At 74.2% G+C, this 25,439-nt stretch carries 20 protein-coding genes and 1 pseudogene; 12 read left to right on the forward strand and 9 right to left on the reverse strand.

Annotated features, from left to right (window positions below):
* Positions 1 to 284 precede the first annotated feature (284 nt).
* From ACFV04_RS34805 to ACFV04_RS34835, 7 genes and pseudogenes are all read left to right on the forward strand, one after another.
* Positions 285 to 890: pseudogene (locus ACFV04_RS34805) on the forward strand (carbohydrate binding domain-containing protein); the annotation flags it as partial.
* A 42-nt stretch (positions 891 to 932) separates the two neighbouring features.
* Positions 933 to 2,039: a chitinase gene (locus ACFV04_RS34810; protein ID WP_380534926.1), complete on the forward strand. Its 1,107-nt coding sequence runs from the start codon at positions 933 to 935 to the stop codon at positions 2,037 to 2,039.
* A 217-nt stretch (positions 2,040 to 2,256) separates the two neighbouring features.
* Complete coding sequence (locus ACFV04_RS34815) at positions 2,257 to 3,747, forward strand: APC family permease (RefSeq protein WP_380534907.1); 1,491 nt, start codon at positions 2,257 to 2,259, stop codon at positions 3,745 to 3,747.
* On the forward strand, positions 3,744 to 4,181 hold the full coding sequence (locus tag ACFV04_RS34820; protein ID WP_380534909.1) for a hypothetical protein: 438 nt from the start codon (positions 3,744 to 3,746) through the stop codon (positions 4,179 to 4,181). Before ACFV04_RS34815 ends, ACFV04_RS34820 begins: the two co-directional genes overlap by 4 nt.
* A complete protein-coding gene (locus ACFV04_RS34825; RefSeq protein WP_380534911.1) occupies positions 4,174 to 5,553 on the forward strand; it encodes a dipeptidase in 1,380 nt (459 codons plus the stop codon). Before ACFV04_RS34820 ends, ACFV04_RS34825 begins: the two co-directional genes overlap by 8 nt.
* A gap of 362 nt (positions 5,554 to 5,915) precedes the next feature.
* The gene (locus tag ACFV04_RS34830; protein ID WP_380534913.1) at positions 5,916 to 7,244 is read left to right on the forward strand and encodes a peptide ligase PGM1-related protein; all 1,329 of its coding nucleotides are present in this window, start codon (positions 5,916 to 5,918) and stop codon (positions 7,242 to 7,244) included.
* The gene (locus ACFV04_RS34835) at positions 7,241 to 8,239 is read left to right on the forward strand and encodes a zinc-binding alcohol dehydrogenase family protein (RefSeq protein WP_380335618.1); all 999 of its coding nucleotides are present in this window, start codon (positions 7,241 to 7,243) and stop codon (positions 8,237 to 8,239) included. The genes ACFV04_RS34830 and ACFV04_RS34835 overlap by 4 nt, the downstream gene beginning before the upstream one ends.
* A gap of 46 nt (positions 8,240 to 8,285) precedes the next feature.
* Here ACFV04_RS34835 and ACFV04_RS34840 read toward each other — a convergent pair whose 3' ends face one another.
* From ACFV04_RS34840 to ACFV04_RS34850, 3 genes are read right to left on the reverse strand one after another with little or no spacing between them, the layout of a single operon-like run.
* Positions 8,286 to 8,816 (reverse strand): MaoC family dehydratase, encoded by a 531-nt coding sequence (locus ACFV04_RS34840; protein WP_380335616.1) that lies wholly within the window; start codon positions 8,814 to 8,816, stop codon positions 8,286 to 8,288.
* A 17-nt stretch (positions 8,817 to 8,833) separates the two neighbouring features.
* The gene (locus ACFV04_RS34845; protein ID WP_380534915.1) at positions 8,834 to 10,069 is read right to left on the reverse strand and encodes an aminotransferase class I/II-fold pyridoxal phosphate-dependent enzyme; all 1,236 of its coding nucleotides are present in this window, start codon (positions 10,067 to 10,069) and stop codon (positions 8,834 to 8,836) included.
* Between the two features lie 2 nt (positions 10,070 to 10,071).
* On the reverse strand, positions 10,072 to 11,001 hold the full coding sequence (locus ACFV04_RS34850) for an HpcH/HpaI aldolase/citrate lyase family protein (RefSeq protein ID WP_380534917.1): 930 nt from the start codon (positions 10,999 to 11,001) through the stop codon (positions 10,072 to 10,074).
* 243 nt (positions 11,002 to 11,244) lie between these two features.
* Here ACFV04_RS34850 and ACFV04_RS34855 point away from each other — a divergent pair, with 243 nt between their 5' ends.
* The 3 genes from ACFV04_RS34855 to ACFV04_RS34865 all read left to right on the forward strand — a co-directional run bounded on the left by ACFV04_RS34855 (position 11,245) and on the right by ACFV04_RS34865 (position 15,729).
* The gene (locus ACFV04_RS34855; protein ID WP_380534919.1) at positions 11,245 to 13,062 is read left to right on the forward strand and encodes a hypothetical protein; all 1,818 of its coding nucleotides are present in this window, start codon (positions 11,245 to 11,247) and stop codon (positions 13,060 to 13,062) included.
* 459 nt (positions 13,063 to 13,521) lie between these two features.
* Positions 13,522 to 14,637 carry an inosamine-phosphate amidinotransferase 1 gene (locus tag ACFV04_RS34860; RefSeq protein ID WP_380335604.1) on the forward strand — a complete coding sequence of 372 codons (1,116 nt, stop codon included), beginning with the start codon at positions 13,522 to 13,524 and terminating at the stop codon, positions 14,635 to 14,637.
* Between the two features lie 99 nt (positions 14,638 to 14,736).
* A complete protein-coding gene (locus tag ACFV04_RS34865; RefSeq protein WP_380335601.1) occupies positions 14,737 to 15,729 on the forward strand; it encodes a hypothetical protein in 993 nt (330 codons plus the stop codon).
* Positions 15,730 to 15,811: 82 nt separating this feature from the next.
* Here the strand turns inward: ACFV04_RS34865 and ACFV04_RS34870 are convergent, their stop codons facing one another.
* The 6 genes from ACFV04_RS34870 to ACFV04_RS34895 all read right to left on the reverse strand — a co-directional run bounded on the left by ACFV04_RS34870 (position 15,812) and on the right by ACFV04_RS34895 (position 23,928).
* Positions 15,812 to 18,538, reverse strand: coding sequence for a LuxR C-terminal-related transcriptional regulator (locus ACFV04_RS34870; protein ID WP_380534921.1), 2,727 nt, complete (start codon positions 18,536 to 18,538; stop codon positions 15,812 to 15,814).
* A gap of 221 nt (positions 18,539 to 18,759) precedes the next feature.
* Entirely contained in the window at positions 18,760 to 19,650 is an 891-nt protein-coding gene (locus tag ACFV04_RS34875) for a YhjD/YihY/BrkB family envelope integrity protein (RefSeq protein ID WP_380335596.1), read from the reverse strand.
* 205 nt (positions 19,651 to 19,855) lie between these two features.
* Entirely contained in the window at positions 19,856 to 20,098 is a 243-nt protein-coding gene (locus tag ACFV04_RS34880; protein WP_380335593.1) for a hypothetical protein, read from the reverse strand.
* Positions 20,099 to 20,212: 114 nt separating this feature from the next.
* On the reverse strand, positions 20,213 to 21,628 hold the full coding sequence (locus ACFV04_RS34885; protein ID WP_380335590.1) for an MFS transporter: 1,416 nt from the start codon (positions 21,626 to 21,628) through the stop codon (positions 20,213 to 20,215).
* The gene (locus ACFV04_RS34890) at positions 21,625 to 22,035 is read right to left on the reverse strand and encodes a hypothetical protein (protein WP_380335587.1); all 411 of its coding nucleotides are present in this window, start codon (positions 22,033 to 22,035) and stop codon (positions 21,625 to 21,627) included. The genes ACFV04_RS34885 and ACFV04_RS34890 overlap by 4 nt, the downstream gene beginning before the upstream one ends.
* A 63-nt stretch (positions 22,036 to 22,098) precedes the next feature.
* Positions 22,099 to 23,928 carry a glycoside hydrolase family 15 protein gene (locus tag ACFV04_RS34895; protein ID WP_380336017.1) on the reverse strand — a complete coding sequence of 610 codons (1,830 nt, stop codon included), beginning with the start codon at positions 23,926 to 23,928 and terminating at the stop codon, positions 22,099 to 22,101.
* 275 nt (positions 23,929 to 24,203) lie between these two features.
* On the opposite strand from ACFV04_RS34895, the gene ACFV04_RS34900 reads away from it, so the two are divergent.
* Complete coding sequence (locus ACFV04_RS34900; RefSeq protein WP_380335584.1) at positions 24,204 to 24,725, forward strand: hypothetical protein; 522 nt, start codon at positions 24,204 to 24,206, stop codon at positions 24,723 to 24,725.
* 156 nt (positions 24,726 to 24,881) lie between these two features.
* Positions 24,882 to 25,385 (forward strand): hypothetical protein, encoded by a 504-nt coding sequence (locus ACFV04_RS34905; RefSeq protein ID WP_380534924.1) that lies wholly within the window; start codon positions 24,882 to 24,884, stop codon positions 25,383 to 25,385.
* Positions 25,386 to 25,439: the final 54 nt, after the last annotated feature.

The following is a 25,439-nucleotide window of genomic DNA, read 5'->3' on the forward strand; positions in this document are numbered from 1 at the left end:
CCGGGCGGGTATCCCGCCTGTCAGACGCCACACTTGGGGGGGCACGGGGGGGGCGCGTGCGCCCCGGCCCGCCCCGGTGGTTCGGTCGGCCGGACCGGCCGGGCGGCGGTGTGGGCGGACTTGCCGCCGTCTCGCCAATTGGTCCAGACCTATTGACGGGCCTGGTGGCCCCTCCTACGATCCGGACCGGCACAGCCCCACATGTCCCCACCTCACCCAGAGCCGGGCGTCACGCCCCCACGCGTCGGTCATGTCCATGACGCTCGGCGGGAAGGGAGCACCGCATGTTCCGTCGAAGGCCGCGCACCCCACGCCCGTCGGACGGGTTCCGCCCCGGCCCGGACCAGGGCCGCCCCGAAGCCGGCCGGGCCGCAGGAGAGCCGCTCCGGACCACCCGCCCGCAACGGACGACCGTGGAACGCGCGCGGGCCGGCGGCGCCGAGCACCGGCCGACCGTCCTCATCCGCTCCCTCGCCGCGGTGAGTGCCGCCGCCGTCATCGGAGCCGGCATCGCCGTGGCCGGCACCGTCACGGCCGGGGCCGCCACCACCGAGCTGGTGACCAACCCCGGATTCGAGAACGGACTCTCCGGCTGGAGCTGTTCCGGAGGCTCCGGCGTCGCCGTCGGCAGTCCGGTCCACTCCGGCACCTCGGCGCTCCAGGCCACGCCCACCGGCCAGGACGACGCCCAGTGCACCCAGACCGTCAGCGTGCAGCCCGACTCCCAGTACACGCTGAGCGCCTACGTCCAGGGCAGCTACGTCTACCTGGGTGCCACCGGCACCGGCCTCAGCGGCGCCCAGTCCACCTGGACACCGAGCAGCCCGTCGTACGGCCGGCTCAGCGTCGGATTCTCCACCGGGCCGAGCACCACCTCGGTGACCGTCTACCTGCACGGCTGGTACGGGCAGCCCGCCTACTACGCGGACGACGTGTCGCTCAGCGGCCCCGGCGGCAGCAGCCCCACACCGACCGCCACCACGCCCACCACCGCGCCGCCCACCACCGCCCCGCCGACGACCACACCGCCCACCAGCACGCCGCCGACCACCACCACGCCCCCGACCACCGCGCCCCCCGGCGACACCTGCCCCACGAAGCCCAAGCCGTCCGGCAAGGTCCTCCAGGGGTACTGGGAGAACTGGGACGGCGCCGCGAACGGCGTCCACCCCGGCATGGGCTGGGTCCCCGTCACGGACAGCCGGATCGCCGCGCACGGCTACAACGTCATCAACGCCGCCTTCCCGGTGATCCTCTCGGACGGCACCGTCCAGTGGCAGGACGGCATGGACGCCAACGTCAAGGTCCCGACCCCCGCCGAGATGTGCCAGGCCAAGGCGGCCGGGGCGACGATCCTGATGTCGATCGGCGGCGCCGCCGCGGGCATCGACCTGAGCTCCAGCGCCGTCGCCGACCGGTTCGTGGCGACCGTCGTCCCGATCCTCAAGAAGTACAACTTCGACGGGATCGACATCGACATCGAGACCGGCCTGTCCGGGAGCGGCAGCATCACCACGCTGTCCCCCTCCCAGGCCAACCTGATCCGGATCATCGACGGGGTGCTGGCCCGGATGCCCGCCGGCTTCGGTCTGACGATGGCCCCCGAGACCGCGTACGTCACCGGCGGAAGCGTCACCTACGGGTCGATCTGGGGCGCCTACCTGCCGATCGTCAAGAAGTACGCCGACAACGGGCAGCTGTGGTGGCTGAACATGCAGTACTACAACGGGAGCATGTACGGCTGCTCCGGCGACTCCTACCAGGCCGGTACCGTCCAGGGCTTCACCCAGCAGACCAGCTGCCTGAACAACGGCCTGACCATCCAGGGCACCACCGTCAAGGTGCCCTACGACAAGCAGGTGCCCGGCCTGCCGGCCCAGCCCGGCGCGGGCGGCGGCTACCTGGACCCGGGCCTGGTCGGCCAGTCCTGGAACGCCTTCGGCGGCGCGCTGAAGGGTCTCATGACCTGGTCGGTGAACTGGGACGGCTCGAAGGGCTGGACGTTCGGCGACAACGTCAGGTCCCTCCAGCGCCGTTGACCGCCCGCTGACGCTCCGCGTCCGGGCCCACCGCTCCGACCGCGGTGCCGGTCACCGACCGGCACCGGGGCGGGCGCGGGCCCGGGCGCAAGCCGGAAGGGCCGTACGGGCTCGCGCTCCCACCCAACAGCGCAAGCGGGCGTGCGGTGCCCGGGACGGGCCGCCACGATCGGACTCGACGCACGGGGCGTCGACGAACCAGTCGAGGAGGCACCTGTTGAGCACCGTGGACACACCGGGTGGTGATGCGGGCCGGGCGGGGGGTGCGGGCGCGAGGGCGGTCGATGCCGCGCGGGCCGCGGCCGGGGCGAACAAGATCACCTGGCTCACGCTGGCCCTGATGACGACCAGTTCGGTCGCGAGCCTGCGCGCCGCGCCGACCATGGCGGTGTACGGCCTCGCCTGCGTCTTCCTCTACCTGCTGCCCGCCGTCGTGTTCCTGCTGCCGACGGCGCTGGTGTCGGCGGAGCTGGCTTCCGGCTGGACGGGCGGGGTCTACAACTGGGTGGCGCAGGGGCTGTCGAAGCCGCTGGGCTTCCTGGCCGTGTGGTGCCAGTTCGCCATGACGATCTTCTACTACCCCAGTCTGCTGGCCTTCGTGGCCAGCACGATCTCCTACGTGATCAACCCCGCGCTCGCCAGCAACGGGGTCTACACCGCGATCGTCATCGTGGTCCTGTACTGGACCGGCGTCTGGGTGTCCTCCCGCGGCACCAACGCCGTCGCCGGCCTGGCCTCCTGGGGCCTGATCATCGGAACGCTGATCCCCGGCACCCTGCTGGTCCTGCTCGGGTTCGTCTTCCTCGGACAGGGCAACCCCTCGGCCGCGCCGATGGACGCCTCCCACATCTTCCCCCAGTGGACCGGCATCGCCAGCCTGGTGCTGATCGTCAACAACTTCCTCAGCTACTCCGGCATGGAGATGAACGCCGTCCACGTCAACAAACTGCGCGACCCCGCCAAGGAGTTCCCGAAGGCGATGTTCCTGGCCATGGGCATGGTCCTGCTGATCTTCATCCTGCCGGCCCTCGCCATCAGCTGGGTCATCCCGGCCGACCAGCTCAGCCTCACCGCCGGCGTCATGCAGGCCTTCGACGCCTTCTTCCAGTACTTCCACATCGGCTGGCTCGTCCCGATCGTCGCGATCGCCCTGTGTTCCGCCTCCCTCGGCGGCATGCTCACCTGGCTCGCCGGACCGTCCAAGGGCCTGCTCCTGATCTCCCGCCAGGAGGGCTACCTGCCGCCGTTCCTGCAGAAGCTCAACCCCCACGGCATCCAGCAGAACATCCTCGTCACCCAGGGCCTCCTCACCACGGTCATCGCCCTGCTCTACGCGCTGATCCCCGACGTCTCCAGCGTCTACTGGATCTTCTCGGTGATCACCACCCAGGTCTACCTGATCATGTACCTCCTGATGTTCCTCGCCGCCATCCAGCTGCGCCGCAAGCAGCCCGACCACCCGCGCGGCTACCGCGCACCGCTGCTCACCACGATCTGCGTGGTCGGCTTCGTCGCCTCGGCGCTGGCCATGGTGATCGGATTCGTCCCGTCCTCGCAGTTCGGCGGCGGTAGCGCCTGGGCCTACATCGGCATCGTCGGCGGCGGCCTGCTGCTCCTCGGAGTCGTGATCCCGTTCTCCTTCCTGAAAGCGCGCAAGCCGAGCTGGCGCCAGCCCGACGCCGACACCACGGAGGAGGCAGTGGCATGAGCCCGACCCGGATGGCATCCCAGCACCGGTGGATCTACATCGGCGCGATCGTGGTGCTGGTCGGCATGATGATCGCCGGCCTGCTCACCTACACCCAGCAGAAGGCCACCAACGAGGCCTATCGGAAGGCGAACCAGCTGAACGACGCCCTGGTCGCCAAGGGCTTCGCCGCCCGCAACCCGCACAACATCGCCCTGACGCTGGGCACCGACGGCGGAGCGGTCTGCGACCGCCCCAACTCGGACCTGCGGCAGGGACTGTGGCTCACCCAGCTCACCAACGGGGCCGGCGGCCCCGGCATGCGCCCGGTCATCGTCGACCGCAAGATCCTCGAAGCCGGCGCCGAGGTGATCAAGGTCTACTGCCCGGACAAGCTGGCCGGCTACCAGGAACAGATCGACGACCTCAAGACCTCGGACGTCATCAATGACTGAGCCGACCGCCGCCCCGGGCGCGGCCGACGACCTCGCCGCCCGGATCGCCGCGCTGATGCCGCGGGCCAAGGCCGACCTCGCCGAACTGGTGGCGATGCCGTCCGTCGCCGACGCCCGGCAGTACCCGCCCGAGCACTGCCGACGGGCCGCCGAGTGGGTTGCCGCGGCGTTCGCCGACGCCGGGCTGGAGGACGTGCACCTGGCCGAGACGCCGGACGGCAGCCACGCCGTGATCGGTCACCGTCCGCCGCCGCCCGGCGCGCCGACCGTCCTGCTGTACAGCCACTACGACGTCCAGCCCCCGCTGGACGACGAAGCCTGGCACTCCCCGCCGTTCGAACTCGCCGAACGCGACGGCCGCTGGTACGGACGCGGCGCCGCCGACTGCAAGGGCAACATCGTCATGCACCTCACCGCGCTGCGCGCGCTCGGCGATGACCTCCCGGTCGGGCTGAAGCTGGTGGTCGAGGGCTCCGAGGAACAGGGCACCGGCGGACTGGAGGCCTACGTCCCCGGACACGCCGACGAGCTGCGCGCCGACGCGCTGCTGATCTGCGACACCGGCAACGCCGCCGTCGGCGTCCCGACCGCCACCACCTCGCTGCGCGGCCTCGCCAACGTCGTGGTCACCGTCTCCACCCTGGCCGGGGACGTGCACTCGGGGATGTTCGGCGGCCCGGCCCCGGACGCCCTGGCCGCGCTGATCCGGATCCTGGACTCGCTGCGCGACCCGGACGGCGGCACCCGCGTCCAGGGCCTCGACGCCGACGGCGGCTGGCCGGGCGTCGGCTACGACGAGCAGCAGTTCCGTGCCGATGCCGGGGTGCTGGACGGCGTGCGGCTGACCGGCTCCGGCACGGTCGCGGACCGGCTGTGGGCCCGCCCCGCCGTCACCGTGCTCGGCATCGACTGCCCGCCCGTGGTCGGCTCGGCCGCCGCCGTCCCCGCCCGCGCCAGGGCCCGGGTCAGCCTGCGGGTACCGCCCGGAACGGACGCCGCCGCGGCCGCCGACGCCCTGACGGCCCACCTCAGGGCCGCGGCCCCCTGGGGCGCCCGGGTCGAGGTCGAACGCGAGGGCACCGGCTCACCGTTCCGCGCCGCCACCGACGGACCCGCCTACGTCGCACTCGACCGCGCCATGCGCGAGGCCTACGGCACACCGATCGCCTACCTCGGCCAGGGCGGATCCATCCCGCTCTGCAACGTCCTCGCCTCCACCTTCCCCGACGCCGAGCTGATCCTGATGGGCGTGGAGGAGCCGCGCTGCCTCATCCACGCACCCAACGAGAGCGTCGACCCCACCGAGATCGAGCGGATGGCCCTGGTCGAGGCGCTGTTCCTGCGCCACTACCCCGGCGTCGCCAAGGGCTGATCCCGCCCCACCCGGTTCCTGCCCCCGCCCACCCGGCACCGGCGGTGCGGGCGGCGGACACCGGGGTGTCCGGCGTGCACCGCGGCACCACCGTCGCCGCGGGGCCAGCCGCCGCGGGGTCCCGCCCCCCTGTAACGCCCGCGCGGTGGGGGCCGCGCCGCCCCCGCCCCCCGGCCGGCCGCCCGCCCCCCCCCCGCCGCGGCGTCCCGCACCGCTGTACGGCCCGGTTGTTCGGTGTTTTGTTCAATGACCGAGGACCGAACCAGAACAACCCCGGTGCGCTACACCGGTAGCGCACGTCACAGCCGTGCCGTGCTGGGACCAGGGCCGCAACAGCGCCGAACGCCGGGAGAGTCCACCAGATGACGACGCTCTGCATCGCGAACAACCGCACCGAGGAGATGGTCGGGGACCTCACCGGGATGACGCCGCTGGAGCAGCGGTTCGCCGGCTGCGGGGCGCAGCGGATGCTCTGGTGGGCCGAGGACGGTGACGTCCTGGTGCTGCCCTGGGGCCCGGACCCGGAGTACCTGGCGTACGTCACCGGGCTGACCGGTGTGCGGGCCGACAGCCTGACCTTCGTGATACCGCCGGCGGGCGCCGAGGGCGACCAGATGCTCACCACCGACCGGCTGGCCGACCCGGGATTCCGGGCGGAGCTGCGCCGCGTCCTGGAGGGCCGGACGGTCGAGGAGGTGCTGGCGATCTCGCCGAACGGCGCGGTCGCCGAACTGGCCGACGCGCTCGGCGTCGCGCACGCCATGCCCGGCCAGTCCTTCGCCGCGCAGGGCGGCAACGCGCTGGTCAACAGCAAGGCCGGGTTCCGGGCGGTGGCTGCCGGCACCGGGGTGCCGATCCCGCCCGGGCGGGTGGCGGGCTCCCCCGCGGAGGTCGAGGCCGCCGTCGAGGACCTGCTGGCGCAGGGGCACAGCGTGATGGTGAAGGTCGAGTTCCAGGCGGGCGGGTTCGGCAACGAGGTCCTCACCCGGGACGAGCGGGTGGACACGGCGGCCGGTGCCGAGCGGGTCGTGCCGCTGCCGGACCGGGCGGCGGTGGCCGCCTACGTGGCCGGGCGGTGGGCCTGGCTGACCGGCGGGCGCGGCCAACGGGTCGTGGTGGAGCGGTACTTCACCGACTCCGTGGCGCTGTACGCACAGTTCGTCATCGACGACACGGCCGTGGTCCTGGCCGGCTGCGGCGAGATGGTGATGCAGCCGGTGGTGGTCGGGGAGATCACCCCGCCGGTCACCCCGGACGCCGGGGCCGTGGCCGAGATGGTCGCCCAGGGCGCCAAGCTGTGCGAGGCGCTGCGCGTGATCGGTTACCGGGGGACGGTCAGCGCGGACGCCGTCCTGACCCCGAAGGGCGAGATCCGGTTCCACGAGACCAACGGCCGGCTCACCGGCTCCAGCCACCTGCACGACGCCTACTTCGGCCGACTGCTGCGCGCGGAGCACCGCGACTCGCGCTACATCCTGGAGCTGGCCGGCCTCAAGGTGCCGTCCTTCGCGCGGGCCGTGGCGGCGATCGGCGAGGCCGGGCTCGCCTTCGACCCGGAGACCGGCACCGGCGTGCTGTACAGCTGCGACTTCGCGCCGGCCGACGGCTCGGTGATGTACTGCACGGTCGCCGAGACTCCGGAGGCCGCCCGCGCCCTGGAGGCCGCCCTGCTCGCGCTCTTCGCCGGATGACGTCCGACGCGGGCCGGACGACGTCCGGCGCGGCCGTGCGCGGGATGCGCGCCGCGGTGATCCACCGCTACGGCGGGCCGGAGGAGTTCCGCACCGAGACGGTGCCCGAGCCGGTGGCCGGCCCGGGGCAGGTGCTGATCGACGTCACCCTGGCCGGCCTCAACTACGCGGACCTGCACTGCCGCACCGGCGAGTACGCGCGCTACCCGCTGCCCGCGGTGCTCGGCGCCGACGTGGTCGGGCGGCGGCGCGGGGACGGGCGGAGGGTCGTGGCGCTGCTGCGCGCCGGCGGCGGGTACGCCCGGGTGGCGGTCGCCGAGGCGGCGCACACCGTGGAGGTGCCGGACGGCGTGGCGGACGCGCAGGCGCTCGCACTGCTGGAGCAGGGGGCGACGGCCTACGGCGCGCTGACCCTGGCGGGGCGGCTGCGACCGGGCGAGACCGTCGCGGTCACCGCCGCCGCCGGCGGGGTCGGCCACCTGGCGGTGCAGCTGGCACGGGAGCTGGGCGCGGGCCGGGTGCTCGCCCTGGCCTCCACCCCGGCGAAGCGGGAGTTCGCGCGCTCGCTCGGGGCGGACCGGGTCCTCGACCCGGCGGATCCCGGCCTGGCGGACCGGCTCGGGGAGTCGGGCGGGGTGGACCTGTTCGTCGACCTGGTCGGCGGTCCGGTGCTGCGCGCGGGGCTGGCCGGACTGGCGCCGTTCGGGCGGCTGTTGTCGGTCGGGGCCCGGGGCGGGCCGGAGGAGAGCTTCTCGGTGGACGAGCTGGCCGACCGTTCGGCGGGACTGCTGGGCTTCTGGCTGCAGCACGTCCTGGCGGACCGGGCGCTGTTCGCGGCCACCGCCGCCCGGCTCTTCGAACTCGCGGCCGGGCGGCGGCTGGTGGCGCGCATCGACCGGACCGTACCGCTGTCCGGGGTGGCCGGGGCGCACCGGGTGCTGGCCGCCCGGGAGACGATGGGGAAGGTGCTGGTGGACGTCGGCCGCGAGGACTGAGCCGCCCGCCGGGCCCGACACCACGCGGTGCCGGGCCCGGCGCCGGTCAGTACCCGGCGACCTCGTCCAGGCCGTGGCCGCGCAGCGGCACGAGGAAGCTGCGTTCGAACACCACCACGACCTCGCCGGTGGATTTCGTCCCGGTGGTGCGGCAGCTCACGATGCCCTGCCCGGCGCGGCTCTTGGACAGCCGGGTGGCGAGGGTCTCGGTCTCCGCGTAGAGGGTGTCGCCGGTGAACACCGGGTGGGTCATCCGGATGTTCTCCCAGCCCAGGTTGGCGATGGTGCGCCCGCTCGTCGAGCGGGCGGTCATCCCGCCGACGATGCTGAGCGTGACCAGGCTGGAGACGATCGGCCGTCCCCAGGGGGTGTGCGCGCTGTAGGCGGCGTCGATGTGCAGCGGGGCGTCGTTCATGCTCAGCATGCTCATCAGCACGTTGTCGAGCTCGGTGACGGTCCGCCCGGGGCGGTGCTCGACCACCTCGCCGACCTCGAACTCCTCGTAGTAGCGTCCGACCACCTCGCGGTAGCGGCGCTCGCCGATCCGCCGGTAGCCGGCGGGTTCGGTTCCTTCCATGACGGCTGCTCCCGGGGCTAGAGGTCGGCGGTGAGTTCCTTGACGTGACCGGCGAACTCGCGGATCAGCCGCTCGTCCATGTCGGCGCGCATCATCAGCCGGAGCCCGGCCTCGCCCTTGGGGACGATCGGGAAGAACACCGCCGAGCTGTAGAAGCCGCGCTCGAAGAGCTGGGCGGACAGTTTGACCGCCTGTTCGGCGTCGCCGACGTCGACCCGGCGCACCGGCAGGCCGTTGCCCGCGAAAGTGGTCGGCAGCAGCTCGTCGAACAGGTCGATGTTGCGGTTCAACTTCGCCTGGAGGTCTCTCAGTTCCGGGGAGCGGTGGATGGCGGCGCTGCCCAGCGAGGCGCCGACCAGCGGCAGGGCGACGTTCTGCGACCAGCCGACCGGGCCGGCGTGCCGGTGCAGGAACTCGAACTGCTCCCGGTTGCCGAGCATCGCGACGCCGCCGCCGGTGCCGAAGCCCTTGCCGAGGCTCGCGACGATCACCGTCAGCGGGTTCATCTCCAGGCGGGAGCGGACGAAGCCCTCGCCGCGCTCGCCCATGATGGACAGCGAGTGGGAGTCGTCGATGTAGAGGAACAGCCCGTAGCGGTCCTGGAGTTCGAGCAGCCCGTCGAGCGCCGCCGCGCCGCCCATCGAGTACGCGCCGTCCGCCACGTAGGCGACCCGCGGGTACTTGCGGCAGATGTCCTCCAGGTAGTTCAGGTCGTTGTGCGGGCAGGTCAGCACCATCGACTCGTCGGCGCAGATCGGCTTCACGTACGCCATGCAGAAGTGGCAGAAGCGGTCGAAGACCATCACCCGGGGCCCGCCGCCGCCCCGGCAGGTGCCGTCCAGGTGGCCGGAGGCGATCAGCGGCAGGATGCCGGCGGTGAGCGAGGTGCAGGACGCCCCCGGGAGGATGTGCGCGCCGAACAGCTCGCCCAGTTCCTCCTCCAGGCGCACCAGCAGGTTGTGCCGGATCCGGGTGGTGGAGGTGACCAGCCAGGTGCTGCGGGACTCGGTCAGTGCGTCCACCGCGGCGGCCGCGACCGAGGGGTGGTTGTTCAGGCCCAGGTACGCGCAGGAGACCATGTTGGCGAACTCGTGGCCGCTCTCGCGGACGATCAGCCGGTTGTTGGACTCCGAGTCCACGGTGATGCCGATCAGGCCGTTGGCGGCGGCCGCCTGCCAGACCGGGTCCGCGGTGGCCAGCATGGCCTCGGCGTTGCGGTACCGGCGCGGGCCGAGGATCGATTCTTCGGTCATCGTCACTTCTCCGTCGCGTGGTTCGGGGTGTCGGTGGGCGGGTGGCCCGGGGAGTGGTGCCGGCCGTCGGGGCGGGGCGGGCCGTCGGGGCGTGGCGGGTCGAACTGCTCGATCAGGCGCTGGGAGGCCTCGAAGAACGGCATGCCGACCATCACCCCGTCCACCACGGTGACCGAGCGGCCGTTCTCCAGACCCGCCGCGACCACCCGGCGGGCGCGCGCCAGCAGTTCCTCGTCCGGGCTGAAGGTCTCGTTGATCAGCGCGAGTTGGCGCGGGTGGACGGCGATCTTGCCGCTGAACCCGAAGTCCCGGGCGAGCCCGGCCTCCTGGCGCAGCCCGGCCAGGTCGGCGACCTCGAAGTACGGGGCGTCCATCGCCTCCACCCCCGCGGCGCGGGCGCTGTTGACCACCCGGGCGCGGGCGTGGGACAGGGCCTCCCAGGAGAGCCGGGCGCCGACCGCGAAGGCGTAGTCGGCCGAGCCGAAGACCAGTCCGCGCAGCCGGTGCCCGGCGGCCGCGATGGCGGGCGCGTGCTCCACGCCCAGCGGGGTCTCCACGACGGCCAGGAACTCCGTCTCCGGGCAGTCCGGACCGAGCGCGCCGGCGGCGATCTCGACGTCCCGGGGGGACTCCGCCATCGGGATCAGCACGAGGTCCGGCTTGACGCGGTACCGGGTGATGGCGATCAGGTCGCGCAGGCCGTCCGGCCCGGACAGCGTGTTGATGCGCACCGCGCTGCGCGCGAGCTTGGTGGACGGGAGCGTGAAGAACTCCTCGGCCAGCCGACGGGCCTCCTCCTTCCGGGCGGGTGGGACCGAATCCTCCAGATCGACCATCGCGATGTCGGCCCCGGACTGGTGGCTCTTGGTGTACCGCTCCACCGCCATCGCGGGTGTGGACAGGAGGGAACGGCAGTACCGCGTGAACTTCATGGACATCTCCGAAGTCAGCGAAGGCTGCGGGCCCCGGTTCTATCCCACCGGCTTTGTTCGGCGCCGTGCGGCTGGACATTGAACATCAACTCGGAACAACCGACCCGTACGCACCATTGTTTGACGCCAACTGTGCTGTGCATGATGAATCACCGGGGGATGAACACGAGCCACGCGCGCCGCGCGTGGCTCGTCGGCACTCATGGGTGTCGGGACACCACTTCAACGAAGAAGGGGGCCGTCGTGCCGCGTCGGGAAAGTCCGCTGGACCCTGGGGACGGGTCGCTGCTGCGGTTCGCGGGCGATCTACGGGCCCTGCGGGAGCGCGCCGGAAGCCCGCCGTACCGTCAACTCGCCCTCCGGGCACACTGTTCGGCCGCCAGTCTGTCGGTGGCGGCCGGCGGCCGGCGGCTGCCCAGCCTCGCCGTCACCCTCGCCTACGTCCAAGCCTGCGGCGGGGACGTGCGGGAGTGGCGGCACCGCTGGCAGCTGCTGGCCGCCGAACTGGCCGCCGACGCCGCCACCCGGCGGCGCGCCCAGGACGCCGGGCGCGCGCCCTACCCGGGCGCGGCGGCGTTCGAGGCGGTCGACGCCGAGCGGTTCTTCGGCCGGGAGGCGCTGCTGGACCGGCTGGTCGCCCTGCTGGCCGAACGTCGGCTGGTGATCGTCACCGGGCCGTCGGGGGCGGGCAAGTCCTCCCTGGTCCGAGCCGGTCTGCTGGCCCGGCTCGGGATGACCCCGGTGGTCGGTGCGTCGGCCGGCAGGGCGGGCGGCGGAGCGGGACGGGCCGCGGCAGGTGCCGACGTCCCGGTGGCGCTGCTGACGCCGGGAGAACGACCGATGGAGGCGTACGCGCTCGCGCTCGCCCGGCTCGGGCAGCGAGCCGGGGAGACGACGCGCGGTGCGTCCGCGGCGGCGGCCGGGGACCCGGTGCTGGTGGTGGACCAGGGCGAGCAGCTGCGCACCCGCTGCCGGGACGCCGCCGAGCGGGCGCGGTTCCTGGACGCGCTGGTGGCGACGGCCGCGGGAGGCCCGGGCGAGGCCCTGGCCGGGCTGCCGGTGGCGGCGCCGGCCCGGTGCCGGGTGGTGCTGGTGGTCCGCTCGGACCAGAGCGGGCCGCTGTTCGCCGAGCACCCGGGGCTGGCCGAGGTCGGTCGCCACGGGGTGCTGTCGGTGGGGCGCCCGGCGCCGGACGAACTGCGGCGGGCGATCACCGAACCGGCGTTACGGGCCGGCTGTACCGTCGAGGGCGCCCTGCTGGCCGTCCTCATCTCGACCGCCGCGCAACAGCCGGGTGCGCTCCCGCTGTTGTCGGCGGCGCTGCTGGAGACCTGGCGGCGGCGCAGCGGGAACGCCCTCACCCTGGCCGGGTTCCAGGCCACGGGCGGGTTCGAGGGCGCGCTGGCCCGGACGGCGGAGACGCTGTACAACGGGCTGGAGGCGGCCGACCGGACCCGGGCACGGGCCGTGTTCCTGCGGCTCGGCGGGGAGTTGCTCGGCGCCGACGAGGACACCGCCGACCGGGCGCCGGCGCTGGGCGACGGGCTGGCGTCCGGCGGCGAGCTGGTGCCCGGCAGCGACGAGGGCACCCGCAAGCCGGTCCGGCGGGCCGAGTTCGACGACCCCGGCGTGCCGGAGGTACTGGAACGGCTGGTCCGGGCCCGGCTCGTGGTGGTGGACCGGGACACCGTCGAGCTGTCCCACCACGCGCTCCCGCAGGCCTGGCCCCGGCTGCGCGGGTGGCTGGCGGAGGGCCGCGACGCGCTGGGGGAGCAGCGCAGGCTCACCGCGGCGGCGCGGGGCTGGGCGGCCGCCGACCGGGATCCGGAACTGCTGTTCCGGGGCGTCCGGTTGGATGACCTCAGGCGGCGGGTGGAGACCGGCGAGCTGGCCGCCGCCGGGGTCGAGCGGGCCTTCCTGGCGGCCTCGGTGCGGGCGGCCGTCGCCGACCGGCGCCGGGCGCAGCGGCAGAACCTGGCGGTGGCCGGGGTCGCCGCGGCGGGCGGGGCGCTGCTGGCGCTGGCGGGCGGGAACCGGATCCGCCGGGCCTGGCGGTGGTGAGCGCCGGGCGGCGCGCGGTGCGGCGGCCGGGCGGCACCGCGGGCGGCCCGGCCGGGCCGTCGGCCGGGTATTGATCAGCGCCGGAATGCGGGAGTCGAACAACGGCGGATCAATCGGCGGCCGGTCACGGCGGCGTATTCGGTGCCGATCACGGTCCTTGCGCCGCCGTCGGCCGGGCGGGTAGCTTGACGATCGATCCCGGGCCCGTCGAAAGGCGAATTCGGCTGCCCGGCCGCTGATTTCCCGAACGCCGTGGTCGGCCGGAGGCGGGCCGGCGATTCAATCCACACCGATTTCCACCGCGGGTTCCGCATGTCCGGGGACCTCGCTCCGCGGGCGGCTCGCGGCCGTCCGGCGCCAGGGCTTGTCCGACCCGGCCCGCCGTCACGCCGTGCAGTTCGAAGCCGTCGCGTTCGCCGCCGTATCCGCGTGTTCCCAAACCCGTGTCAAGGGGGAGTCATGTCCAATTCGGTCAGTCCGGCCGATTCGGCCGGCCCGGTCCGTCCGGTCAGCCCGGTCCACAGCTGGGACGAGTTCACCACGTTGCGGGAAGTCGTGGTCGGCACGGCGGTCGGCGCCCGGCTGCCCGAGCAGACCGAGCCGTCCTCGTGGCTGTCCTGCTTCCCGAAGACCAGTGCCGCCGACCTCGCCTCGATCCAGGCGGGCCCCTACTCGCAGCAGGTCGTCGAGGAGACCGAGGAGGACCTGGACGCCCTGGCGGCCACCCTGCGCGGCCTCGGCGTCACCGTCCACCAGCCCGAAACGGTCGACCACGCGGCCGAGTTCTCCTCCCCGCTCTGGAAGGCCGACGGCGGCTTCCACTCCTACTGCCCCCGCGACCTCTCGCTGGTGGTCGGCGAGACGGTGATCGAGGTCGCCAGCCCGATGCGGCAGCGCTACTTCGAGGTCTTCGGGCTGCGCGGACTCTTCCAGGACTACCTGCGCCGCGGCGCGCGCTGGCTGGCCGCGCCCCGGCCGCAGCTGAGGGACGAGCTCTTCGAGTTCGACGCGGACGGACTCCCGCTGCTGGGCGAGGCGGAGCCGGTGTTCGACGCCGCCAACGTGCTGCGGCTCGGCCGGGACGTGTTCTACCAGGTCTCCCGCAGCGGGAACGAACTCGGCCTGCAGTGGCTCGAGTCGACGCTCGGCCTGCTCGGCGACGGCGGCCTGCGGCTGCACCCGCTGCGCGACATCTACGGCTACACCCACATCGACAGCACCATCGCGCTGCTGCGGCCCGGGCTGGTGCTGCTCAACCCGGAGCGGATCAGCCCGGAGACCGTCCCGGAGCCGCTGCGGGGCTGGGACGTCCTGTGGTGCCCGCCGGCCGAGCCCACCGGTGACACGCCCGAGCACGCGCTCAGCGAGAGCTGGATCAGCATGAACCTGCTGATGGTCTCCCCGGACACGGCGATCGTCGAGTCCGGCCAGGAGAGCCTGATCAAGCTGCTGGAGCACACCGGGATCACCGTCCTGCCACACCGGCTGCGGCACTCCCGGGTGCTCGGCGGCGGCTTCCACTGCGTCACCCTGGACATCCGGCGCGACGGCGGGCTGGAGGACTACCTGTCCTGACCCGCCGGCCGGCGCGCGCCCCGGGGCCCGTCCGGCTCACCCCGCGGGGGTGAGCCCGCCCCGGGGCGGCCCCCGATCCGCGGGGTTATTCTGCGGCTGATGGGCGGAACGGCGAGCGCGCGCGAACGGCAACCCGGGCTGGTGGACCTGCTGCGGACGGTCCGGGCGGACCCCGCGCGCATGCCCGAGCGGCTGGCGGTCTTCGCGGTGGAGTACCTGGGCCCCCTCGCCGCCGACGCCGCGGCGCAGGCGCGCGAAGCCGAACGGGCGGGGGCCGACCGGGCGGAGGTCACCGAGCAGGCCATCGCCCGGGGCGTGCGCCGGTCCGTGGTGGACGGCTCCTTCCTCGGCGGCCCCTTCATCCTTCTGCTGCCGGTCGCGTTCGTCGCCGCGCTGCTCGCCCAGCTGCGGATGGTGCTGGAGCTGGCGGCCATGGCCGGCCACGACCCCTGCGGCGGCGACGCGGCGGTGGAGGTCCTGCTGGTGCAGGGCGTCTACCCGACGCCGGAGGAGGCGGCGGAAGCCCTGCGGAAGGCCTCCCGGGCCGGTGCCGACGCCGGCAGCAGGGGCTCCTGGTGGTCCGTCGTCCGCCGTCAGGCCTACCTGATCGGTCTGGTGACCCCCGAGAAGCCCACCCGGGGCCGGATCCGCAAATGGCTCGGCTGGGCCGGCATCGGGGTGCTGCTGCTCATCGGGACCGTGGTGCCGTTCGTCTGGGTGCCCGCGTGCGCGGAGATGTACCGCCGCGCCACCAACGAGCTCGCCGACCGCGCCCTGCTGCGGTACGGGTCGTCGGACGCCGCGGCGCCGCCCCGGAACTGGAACCGGTCCGTGCTGCGGCCCGGCCTGATCCTGGTGGTGCTGCGGACCGTGGTGGCGCTCCTGGCGACGGCCGGCGTGGTGCTGGTCGTGCTGCTCACCGGAGTGCGGGTCGCCGACAACTCCCTGCTCGCGATGGTCCTCGTCCTGCTGGGGCTGAGCGGGCTGGTCGTCGGGTGGCACTACGTCCGCTCCCGCCGGCGCCGCTCCCGGCGGGGCGATCCGCCCCGGGCGGCGCGGGCGCGGTCCGGCCGCCGTACCGGGGATCGCTGAGGCGGCGGCCCCCGCGTGACGGGCCGGGCGGCAGCGTGGCCGGGAGGTCCCGGCCGTCAGGTGGCCGGGAGGCGGCGCGGGATCAGATCAGGTGCAGCTCGCGTGCCCGTCGCACGGCCCGGCTGCGCCCGGACACGGAGAGCTTGCGGTTGATGCTCTTGAGGTGCGTCTTGACCGTGTTCACCGAGAGGAACAGCTCGGCGGCGATCTCGTCGGTGGACAGCAGCTGCGCGGCCCGTTCCAGCACGTCGAGTTCGCGGTCGCTGAGCGGCTCGACCGGCTGCTCCGGCGCGGCGGCGGCCCCGTCGGCGGCCGTGCCGGGGGAGCCGGGCAGCAGGTCGGCGGGCAGCCAGCCGTGGGAGGCCACCAGCGCGGGCCGGGCACGCAGCAGCCGCCGCAGCCACGGCCCGGCGTCCCGGAACGGCCGGAGCAGCTGCTCGGGCCGGGCGACGGTGAGGGCCCGGGCGATCAGGCGCTGGGCGCCGGCGTCGTCGCCGAGGGCGGCGGCCGCCTGCGACCGGGCCAGCAGCAGCCGGACGGTGACGGCGGGTCCGTGGCCGCCGTGGTCGGGGACGGCGTCCAGGGCCCGGAGGGCGCTCCGGCCGTCCCCGGCGGCGAGGTGCGCCCGTGCGGCGGCGACCGCGCACTCCGGGCCGTCGACGCCGCCGCGCTCCAGGGCTTCCAGGGCCGCGGCCGGATCGCCGTCGGCGAGGTGCGCGGCCGAGACGGTCACGGCCACGGCCTCCCGCACCCAGGGCGGCGGGGGCCCGGCCGCGGCGGCGGCGTCGTCCGGCCGGGGGAGCGCGTCCAGGGCGGCCCGGGGGTGGCCGTCGGCCAGCAGCACCCTCGCCCGGACGATCGCGAGTCCGGCGGCGACGGCCGGGTCGTGGCCGGCGACAGCCGGCCCGGCCGCCCGGTCGACCGCCGCGCGCGCCGCGGGCAGGTCGTCGCGGTCGACGGCGAGGGCCGCCAGCACCAGCGGGCCGACCCCGGTGCGGGAGGCCGGCGGCAGGCCGGCGCGCTCGGCCTCGGCCGCCGCCTTCCGCAGCCGGGCCTCGGACCGCGCCGGCCTCCCGTCGAGCAGGTCGACCAGGGCGAGCCGGGCGAGCGCCTCGTGCCGCGGTCCGGCGGTGGTGGGCCCGTCGGCCGTCCGCACCGCGGCCGCCAGGGCCGCACCAGCGGCGTCGAGGCCGCCCTCCCAGAGCAGCACCGAGCCGAGGTCGTTCAGCCGGAGCGCCGTCAGCTCCGGGTGCTCCTCCAGCAGCTGCGGCGGGACGCGCTCCTCCCACTGCCCGGCCTGCTCGGCGGCGGCCCGGGCGAGGTCGGCCGAGCCGAGCAGCCGGCCCGCCAGCACCCGCAGTTGGGCCAGGGTGAGCCGGGCCGCCGGCTCGTCCTCGGCGCCGCACTCCGCGAGGAGCTGCTCGGCGCGCCGGAGGTGGTCGAGACCGCTCTGCGCATGGTGGCGGGCGAGGTCGCGGGCCGCCCGGACCAGCTCCGGGGCCGGCCCCCGCGCGTCGGCGGTCATGCCGGCGAACAGGTCGTCGAGCCGCTCGGCGTCGCGGCCGGCGAACAGCAGGCCGATGGCCAGGTGGTCGACGAGCTGGACGGCGGCGAACTCCCAGTCACCGCCTGCCGCGGCGTGCGACAGTGCCTCCGTCAGCCGTCCCGCCCCGGCCAGCCACCGGGCGGCCGTGCGGTGCAGGTCCCGGTCCAGCCCCGGGTTCCGTGCCGCCAGGTGGACCCGCAGGATCCCGGCGAACAGCGGGTGGCAGCGGTACCAGTCGTGCCCGACGGGCTCGACGAAGGCGTTGGCGCGGGAGAGGTCCGCGAGGATCCGTGCCCCGTCCCGGCGGCCGGTCACGGTGTCGGCGAGGTCGGGGTGGATCTGGTCCAGGACGCTCGTCCGCAGGAGCAGGTCCTGGGTCTCGGCGGGTTGGGTGTCGAGGACCTCGGCGAGCAGGAAGTCCGCGACCGTGCTCCGGCCGGCCTCGAACTCGGCCAGGAAGGCCTCGGGGTCCGCCGCGCCCTGGGCCGCCAGGGCCGACAGTCGCAGGCCGGCGGCCCAGCCGCCGGTGCGCTCGGTCAGCGCCCGGCTGCTCTCGGCGGAGAGGCCGAGCCCGTGCCGGCGCAGCAGCACGGCGGCCTCGTCCGGACGGAACGCCAGGTCCGCGGCGCGGACCTCGGTGACGGCGCCGGAGGCCCGGTACCGGTGGATCGGCAGGAGCGGCTCCGTGCGGCTGATCAGGACCAGGCGAAGACCGGGGCCCGCGTGGCCGAGCAGGAAATGGAGCCCGGAGGCCACCTCGGGGGAGGACACGTGCTCGAACTCGTCGAGCACCAGGACCACCGGTTCCTCCCGGAGGCTCAGCTGGGCGGCCAGCCGGGCCAGCAGGGAGTGGTCGACCTCGTGGGCGCGGGCGGGACTGCCGATGTCGTCGGGCAGGGCGACGCCGTGGTGCCGGGCGGCTTCCAGGACGTAGGCCCAGAACACGCCCGGCGCGTTGTCCTCCCGCTCCACCGTGAGCCAGACCGCGGTCCCGGGCAGCCGGGCCGTGGCGGCCCAGTCCGCGACCAGCAGGGTCTTGCCGGCGCCCGCCGGACCGCTCACCAGCAGCAGGGACGTCCGCAGGCCCTCGCCGAGCCGCTCGACCAGGCGTTGCCGGCGGACGAAGGTCTCCGGGGTCGCCGGCACGGCGAAGCGGGCCGCGAGCACCGGGTCGCCGCCGGGTATCCGGTTCGTCACGGCGGGGCCGCGGCGGGTGCCGTCCACCGGACGGGCCGGGGTCCCGACGGCTGGGCTGAGGGCCATGGTGCTCACCTCAGGGTGGGCGGCGCACGGGAAGCGCGGATCACTGACGGTTCCCATCCTTTCCGACCCGGCCCGGCTCGGCAAAGGGGGCGACCGGCCCTGGCGGCCGGTCCCGAACGGCCCGCGGCCCGCGGCCGACCGGTTCCGGCGCCCGTCCCCGGGCCGTACACGGGCTCACCCGCACGGGTGAACGCCACCCGCGGCGACCGCCCCCGGCAGTCTCACCCCTCGTCCTCCGGGGGCGGCTCCGGAGTCCCCAGCAGCCGCACCAGCCGGCCCTGGTGCGCCAGCACGTAGCCGATCCCGATGCCGAGCGTGACGGCGGTGAACACCACGATGAGCCAGCTGAGCAGGGTGAAGACCAGGCCGAGCGGGCCGAACTGGGTCACACTGCGGTTCAGCGAACGCGGGACGTAGAGCCGCGACCCCCAGGCGAGCGCCGTCAGCGAGGCGCCGGTCAACAGGGCCCCCGGGAGCAGCGCGAGCCAGGGCACCCGGCCGCCGAGCAGCAGGTGCTGGGTCCACCACCAGAGCAGCGTGGCCGTGATCAGGTAGAGGAAGACCCCGAGGGCGTCGCCCGCCCCGAACCCGGACCGCACCTGTCCCTGGACGACCAGGGCGGCGAGCCACACCAGCAGCCAGGTGAGCCACCGCCAGGCCGCCAGCCGTCCCGACAGGTGGGGCAGGTGCCAGGTCCGCTCGCACAGCCGCTGCAGGATGCGGCTGCAACTCGTGGCGGAGAGCAGGGTCACCAGGATCCCGATGCCGCCGAAGGTGTCGGTGGTGGCGGTGTTGCCCTCGGGTTGGAGGACCCCCTTGACCTCGTCGAGCGAGGAGCCCTGGAACCCCAGGGCGGTCCGTACGGAGTCGGAGACGGTGGTGCGCACCTCGTCCGGCATGAAGGCGGCCAGCACGAACAGCACCGGGATGGCGGTCAGGAACACCTGCGCCGCGAGGCGGGTGGCGGTGTCCAGGACGTGGATGTGGATCAGCTGCGCCGCGAGCCGGCGCGGGAAGGGGGCGTCGCGCAGGGTGTCCGTGCGTCCCCGCAGCCAGGCGGACCGGGCGCGGAGCCAGGCGGTGCGGCCGGGCCGGCCGGGCTGTTCCGCCACTGCGCTCTCCCTCCGTCGGTGTCGGCGGCCGGGCCGTCGATGCGGCTCGTTCGTGGGGGCGTCGGCGGGGCCCGCCGTCGGTGGAGGGTCCGTCGAAGGGGGCCGGTGCGGGCGCGGGCACTCCGGATTCCGTCCGGAACGGGCGGCGGGGCGGGGTGCGGCACGTCGGGCGGGCCGCCGTTCGGCGCGGCGGCCCGGCGCGGGTTCAGCCGCCCGGGGTCCGGCTCCGAGGCCGGTCGGCCGGTTCCTGCTCGGGCAGTTGACGCAGCTCCACGACGTGCAGCCCGAGCGCCTGGAAGCGGCTCAGCAGGCCGTAGAGGTGGGCCTCGTCCGTGACGCGGCCGAACAGGAGGGTCTGGTCGGGCACGAGAACGCTCTCCAACTCGGGAAAGGCCTCGCGGACGGTCACGTCTGGCATCGCGCCGGCGATACGGAACTCGTAACGCATGAGCGTCCTTCCTCGAATGCCCGCCGATCCCCGCTGACCCCCGTGCGACCAGGCTGCGCGTCAGGGCGCCGCGGGGGATCACCCAGCCGGGGTGACTCCCGGCCGCGGGCGGGTTCACCGGTCCGGGCCGGCGCCCGGCGTGTGCGCGGTGCCGGGCCGGTCGCCCGGCAGGAACAGCGCCGCGCAGAGGCCGATGAGGCCGCAGAGCGCGAGGGCGGCCATGGCCGCCGCGTAGCTGTTCCGGGTGAGCGTGGAGACCAGGATGGTGCCGGCGACGGCGGTGCCCAGGGAGGAGCCGAGGTTGGAGACGCTGCGGGAGAGCCCGGAGATCTCGCCCTGACGGCTGTCGGGGAAGGCGGACTGCACGATGTTGACCGAGGGGGTGAGCATCAGGCCGATGCCCAGGCCGATCAGCAGCAGTCCGGGCGTGAAGGCCCACACCGAGTCGACGGCGCGGACCAGCAGCAGGAGCACGACGATGCCGGTGGTGGTGACGGCGAAGCCCGTGAGGATCAGGCTGCGCTGGGGGTGGCGCGCGGCCAGCCGCTCGGCGGCGAGCGAGGTGGCCAGCAGGCCGACGGTGGCGGCGGTGAAGACCCCGCCGGTCGCGATGGCGCTGTAGCCGCGGACGACCTGGAGGTAGGCGCCGACGGTGAACGAGACGCCCATCAGGACGAGCCACTGCGCGTTCTGGGTGACCAGGCCCAGGTTCGACGTGCGGTTGTGGAAGAGGCTGGTGGCCAGCAGCGGTTCGCGTCCGGTGCGCTCCAGGTGGCGGATCCAGCGGAAGAAGCCGGCCAGTACGGCGGCGCCGGCCAGCAGCAGGGCGATCATCAGCCAGGTGTTGTTGTCGGCGGCGAGGATGCCGGTGACCAGCAGGACCAGGCCGGCCGCGGACAGGACGGCGCCGACGGTGTCGAACGGCCGGGTGGGGTCGGCGGGGAGCGGGTCCTCCAGTTTGCGGGTGAGGAACACGATCAGGGCCACGATCACCGCTTGGAAGCCGAAGTTGGCACGCCAGCCGATGGCCGTGGTGAGCAGGCCGCCGAGGAGCGGACCGGCCGCCGCGCCGACGCCGCCGAAGGCCATGATGGTGCCGAAGGCACGGGCCCGGGCGGCGGTGCCGGCGAACAGCAGGGTGGTCAGGATGTAGACCGGGGGGATCAGCAGGGCGGTGCCGACGCCCTCCAGGACGGAGTTGCCGAGGATGAGGACGCCGAGTCCGGGGGCGGCCGCGCTGAGCAGGGCGCCGACGCCGTAGGTGGTCAGGCCGGCCATCAGGCAGAACTTGCGGCCCCAGCGGTCGGTGAGCTTGCCGCCGGGGATCATCAGCGCGGCCATCACCAGCAGGAAGACGGTGATGGTGACCTGGACGCCCTGCACGGTGGTGTCCAGGTCGGTGCTGATGTCGTTGATCATCACGTTCATGCTGGAGCCGGCGAAGCTGCAGATGAACTGGGCGAGCGCCAGCGGGATCAGCACCCGGCGCCCGGCCGTGGCGGTGGTGGGGGCGGTGACGGTGCCGGTCATTCCCGGGTCCTTTCCTCCGGCGGGTCCCCCGGCGCGCGGAGGACCACGTAGAGCGCGGCGAGGTCGACGGCGATGATCGTGAGCGACCAGGCCGGGAAGCTCGGCAGGAAGACGAACTGGACGAAGACGTTGGCGCACAGCACGACCGCCGGGAACCAGCGGGACGGGAGGTCACCGGTGAGCAGCGTGACGCCGGCCAGCCCCTGGGCGACGGCCAGGACGAGCAGCGCCCAGCCCAGGCCGTGCAGATCGCCGAACACGAAGCGCTCGGTGCCGGTGACGACGGGGGAGTCGGTCAGCGCCGCGATGGCGTCCAGGCCGTTGAACAGGGCCAGCAGGATCATCGCGACCCCGGCGAACGGCAGCAGGTCGCGGTGCCCGCGGGCCGGGTGGGGAGGGGAGGCCACGGCCGTCTCCTTTCGGACTCCCGCCGGCCCTCGGACCCGTACGGGCCCGAGGGCGCGGGTGCGTCAGGCGGCACCCCGGCGGTCGAGTTCCTCGTCGAGGGCGAGCGCCGCGTCGATGAGCGCGAGATGGGTGAACGCCTGCGGGAAGTTGCCCAGTTGCTCACCGGAGGGGCCGATCTCCTCGGCGAACAGGCCCACGTGGTTGGCGTAGGTGAGCATCTTGTCGAAGGCGTAGCGGGCCTGGTCGGTCCGGCCCGCCCGGGCCAGGGCCTCGACGTAGAGGAACGTGCAGAGGTTGAAGGTGCCCTCGGAGCCGCTCAGTCCGTCGGGGGAGGCCGCCGGGTCGTAGCGGTAGACCAGGCTGTCCTGGACCAGCTCCCGGTCCATGGCGTCCAGGGTGGACAGCCAGTCCGGGTCGGTGGGGGAGAGGAAGCCGACCTTGGGCATGAGCAGCAGCGAGGCGTCCAGCACCTGGGTGCCGTAGTGCTGGGTGAAGGCCTTCCGCTCGGGGCTCCAGCCGCGCTGGACGATCTGGCGCAGGATGTCGTCGCGCTCCGAACTCCAGCGGTCCAGGTCGCCGGGGCGGGCGAACTTCCGGGCGATGCGGACGGCGCGGTCGAAGGCCACCCAGCACATCACCCGGCTGTAGGTGAAGTCCTGGCGTCCGCCGCGGGTCTCCCAGATGCCCTCGTCCGGGCGGTCCCACTGTTCGGTCAGCCAGTCCAGGAGCTTGCGGAACGCGTCCCAGCCGCGCAGGGCGCCCATGTCGTTCTCGTCGGCGGCGAACGCGTAGGCGGCTTCGCCGTAGATGTCGAGCTGGAGCTGGTCGGCGGCGGCGTTGCCGGCGCGCACCGGGGACGAACGGCGGTAGCCCTCCCAGTGGGTGAGGGACTCCTCGGTCAGGTGGGGGTCGCCGTCGATGCGGTACATGATCTGGAGGCGTTCGCGCTCGCTGCCGGCGGCATCGACCCGGTCCCGCACCCAGCGGCGGAAGGCCCGCGCCTCCTCGTGGAAGCCGAGGCCGGTGAGGGTGTGGACGGACAGCGAGGCGTCCCGGATCCAGGTGTAGCGGTAGTCCCAGTTCCGTTCCCCGCCGACCTGCTCCGGCAGTCCCATCGTCGCGGCGGCGATCAACGCGCCGGTCGGGTGGTAGCTGAGCAGTTTGAGGGTGATCGCCGAACGGTCCACCATCTGGCGCCAACGGCCCTGGTAGTTCGAGGACTTGATCCACTCGTACCAGAACCTCCGGCAGGCGTCGAAGGCAGCGAGGTTGTCCGCGTCGCTGTGCGCGGCCGGAACGGGGGCGTCCGGTGGGCCGGTGGTGAGGAGCACGGTGGCCATCCGGCCCGCGTCCAGGGTGAACCGCGCGGTGACGTCGGAGCCGTCGGCGTGGAGCACGACCGGGTCGGTGACCTGGACGCACAGCTCCTGGTCCGGCCCGCGCAGTACCGCGCGGCGCTCGTCCGGCAGCGTCAGCCGGTGGGTGGCGCGGCCGTAGTCGAACCGGGGCCGGCACTCCAGCAGGAAGGGCACTCGTCCGCGCACCACCCGGGCGGTGCGGATGATCCGGTGCCGGTCGCTCGGGGTCGGCGAGGTGTCGGGGGGCATGAAGTCGACGACCTCGGCCACGCCCTGCGGCGAGAGGAAGCGGGTGACCAGGATGGCGGTGCCGGCCAGGTAGAGCTGCTTCACCTGGACGTCGGGCACCGCCTCCCGGTCGACGGCGAGCCGGCACCGCCCGCCCTTGCCGTGGTCCAGCAGGGAGGCGAAGAGGCTGGGGGAGTCGAAGCGCGGCGTGCACCACCAGTCGATGTCGCCCTCGGTGGACACCAGCGCGGCGGTCTGCAGGTCGCCGATGACGCCGTGCTCGGCGATCGGGGGGTACTCGGCGATCGGGTATGGGCTCACGGTGTGCTCCCCGGTGGGCGAAGGGACGGCCTTCGCGCTCACGGTACGAACGGCGGCCGGGCCGCGGATCACCCGGCGTGGGTGAACGGGCGGTGCCGGCCGGTACGGTGGCGCGCCCTCCGGCGCGGGGCCGGCGGGCCGGGCCGGATGGCGCGCCACCGCTCACCTGCCGGGGGTGAGGCCGGGGCCCCCGGGAGCGGCGAGGATGGCTGCAGCGGGCTCATCGGTCGTCCCCCCGCGCGGGGACGGGAGGAGGCACCGTGGCAACGTCCCGCAGTCAGTCCCCGGCCCCGCCCGGACGGGCCCCGGAGGGGGCCGCGAACCGGACGGACTACGCCGGCGCGGTGTACGGCTCGATGCTGGCGGCCTCCGTGATCGCGGCCTCCAGCCTCCAGGAGCCGCACCCCCGGCTGTCGCTCATCCTGCTGCTGGTGATCACCGGGCTGGTCTTCTGGATCGCCCACGTCTACGCCGAGGTGGCCGGAGAGCGCGAGGTCGGCCGCACGGTCAAGTGGCACCAGGTGCGCAAGGTCGGTCGGCACGAGTGGCCGCTCGTCGAGGCGTCGGCACTGCCCGCCCTGGCGGTTCTGGTCAGCCCCTGGCTCGGGGCCGGGGAGAACGCCTGGCTCGCCCTCGGCGTCGCCGTGGCCCAGCAGGTGACCTGGGCGACCCTGGGCGCCCGCCGGGCCGGAGCCACGACGCGCCAGGCCGCCGCCGAGGGCGCGGTCAACCTGGTCCTGGGCCTGGTCATCGTGGCGGCCAAGGTGGCCGTCGGGCACTGAATCACCCGGTCCGGGTGGTGCCGCCGCCGCGCGGATCTGACTGAGTGGTGGCATCGGGCCCCTCGCCGCCGCCGCGGACGCCCGGCCGGTGGACCAGCCGGTCCGCCGACGCCACGGTCGCGCGCGGCACGGCCGTACCCCCACCTGGAGGCAACCATGACCGCCATCGCCCCGCACGGTGCGAACCCGTCAGCCGGCGCCCGCGGAACCGGTCATCCGGGCTCCGGACTGATCACCTTCGCCGGTGTGCTGCTGGTGCTGCTGGGCGCCCTCAACGCCCTGGACGGCATCGCCGCCATCGCACGGTCGCACGTCTTCATCGGCGACGCCCACTACGTCTTCGGCGACCTGCGCGCCTGGGGCTGGGCGATCCTGGCCCTGGCCGTCGTCCAACTCGCCGCGGCCTACGGCGTCCTGGTGACCCGCGCGCAGTGGGCCCGGTGGACCGGTGTCGTCGTGCTCGGTCTGAACGCCTTCGCGCAGATGGCCTTCGCCCCCTCGTACCCGCTCTGGTCGGTGACCCTGCTCGCGATCGACGTGATCGGCATCTACGCCCTGACCGCCCACGGCGGCCCCGGGCAGCCGGAGCCGCCCCTCCCGCCGGCCGCGCCCGCCGCGCCGCGGGCGGAAGGGGGTTCGCAGTCCACTCCCGGCGCCTGAGCACGGCGTCCGGTGCACGGACCGGTCCGGTGTCGGGGTGTCCCGGCACCGGAC

It is taken from the genome of Kitasatospora sp. NPDC059599 (assembly GCF_042735125.1).
Classification (GTDB): Bacteria; Actinomycetota; Actinomycetes; order Streptomycetales; family Streptomycetaceae; genus Kitasatospora.

Excerpts from the sequence above, each read along its gene's own strand:
- ACFV04_RS34825 (WP_380534911.1), top strand. The coding sequence starts at position 4,174 with ATGACTGAGCCGACCGCCGCCCCGGGCGCGGCCGACGACCTCGCCGCC.
- ACFV04_RS34880 (WP_380335593.1), bottom strand. The coding sequence starts at position 20,098 with ATGCGTTACGAGTTCCGTATCGCCGGCGCGATGCCAGACGTGACCGTC.
- ACFV04_RS34830 (WP_380534913.1), top strand. The coding sequence starts at position 5,916 with ATGACGACGCTCTGCATCGCGAACAACCGCACCGAGGAGATGGTCGGG.
- ACFV04_RS34820 (WP_380534909.1), top strand. The coding sequence starts at position 3,744 with ATGAGCCCGACCCGGATGGCATCCCAGCACCGGTGGATCTACATCGGC.
- ACFV04_RS34870 (WP_380534921.1), bottom strand. The coding sequence starts at position 18,538 with ATGGCCCTCAGCCCAGCCGTCGGGACCCCGGCCCGTCCGGTGGACGGC.
- ACFV04_RS34845 (WP_380534915.1), bottom strand. The coding sequence starts at position 10,069 with ATGACCGAAGAATCGATCCTCGGCCCGCGCCGGTACCGCAACGCCGAG.
- ACFV04_RS34905 (WP_380534924.1), top strand. The coding sequence starts at position 24,882 with ATGACCGCCATCGCCCCGCACGGTGCGAACCCGTCAGCCGGCGCCCGC.
- ACFV04_RS34835 (WP_380335618.1), top strand. The coding sequence starts at position 7,241 with ATGACGTCCGACGCGGGCCGGACGACGTCCGGCGCGGCCGTGCGCGGG.
- ACFV04_RS34865 (WP_380335601.1), top strand. The coding sequence starts at position 14,737 with ATGGGCGGAACGGCGAGCGCGCGCGAACGGCAACCCGGGCTGGTGGAC.
- ACFV04_RS34840 (WP_380335616.1), bottom strand. The coding sequence starts at position 8,816 with ATGGAAGGAACCGAACCCGCCGGCTACCGGCGGATCGGCGAGCGCCGC.
- ACFV04_RS34885 (WP_380335590.1), bottom strand. The coding sequence starts at position 21,628 with ATGACCGGCACCGTCACCGCCCCCACCACCGCCACGGCCGGGCGCCGG.
- ACFV04_RS34860 (WP_380335604.1), top strand. The coding sequence starts at position 13,522 with ATGTCCAATTCGGTCAGTCCGGCCGATTCGGCCGGCCCGGTCCGTCCG.
- ACFV04_RS34850 (WP_380534917.1), bottom strand. The coding sequence starts at position 11,001 with ATGAAGTTCACGCGGTACTGCCGTTCCCTCCTGTCCACACCCGCGATG.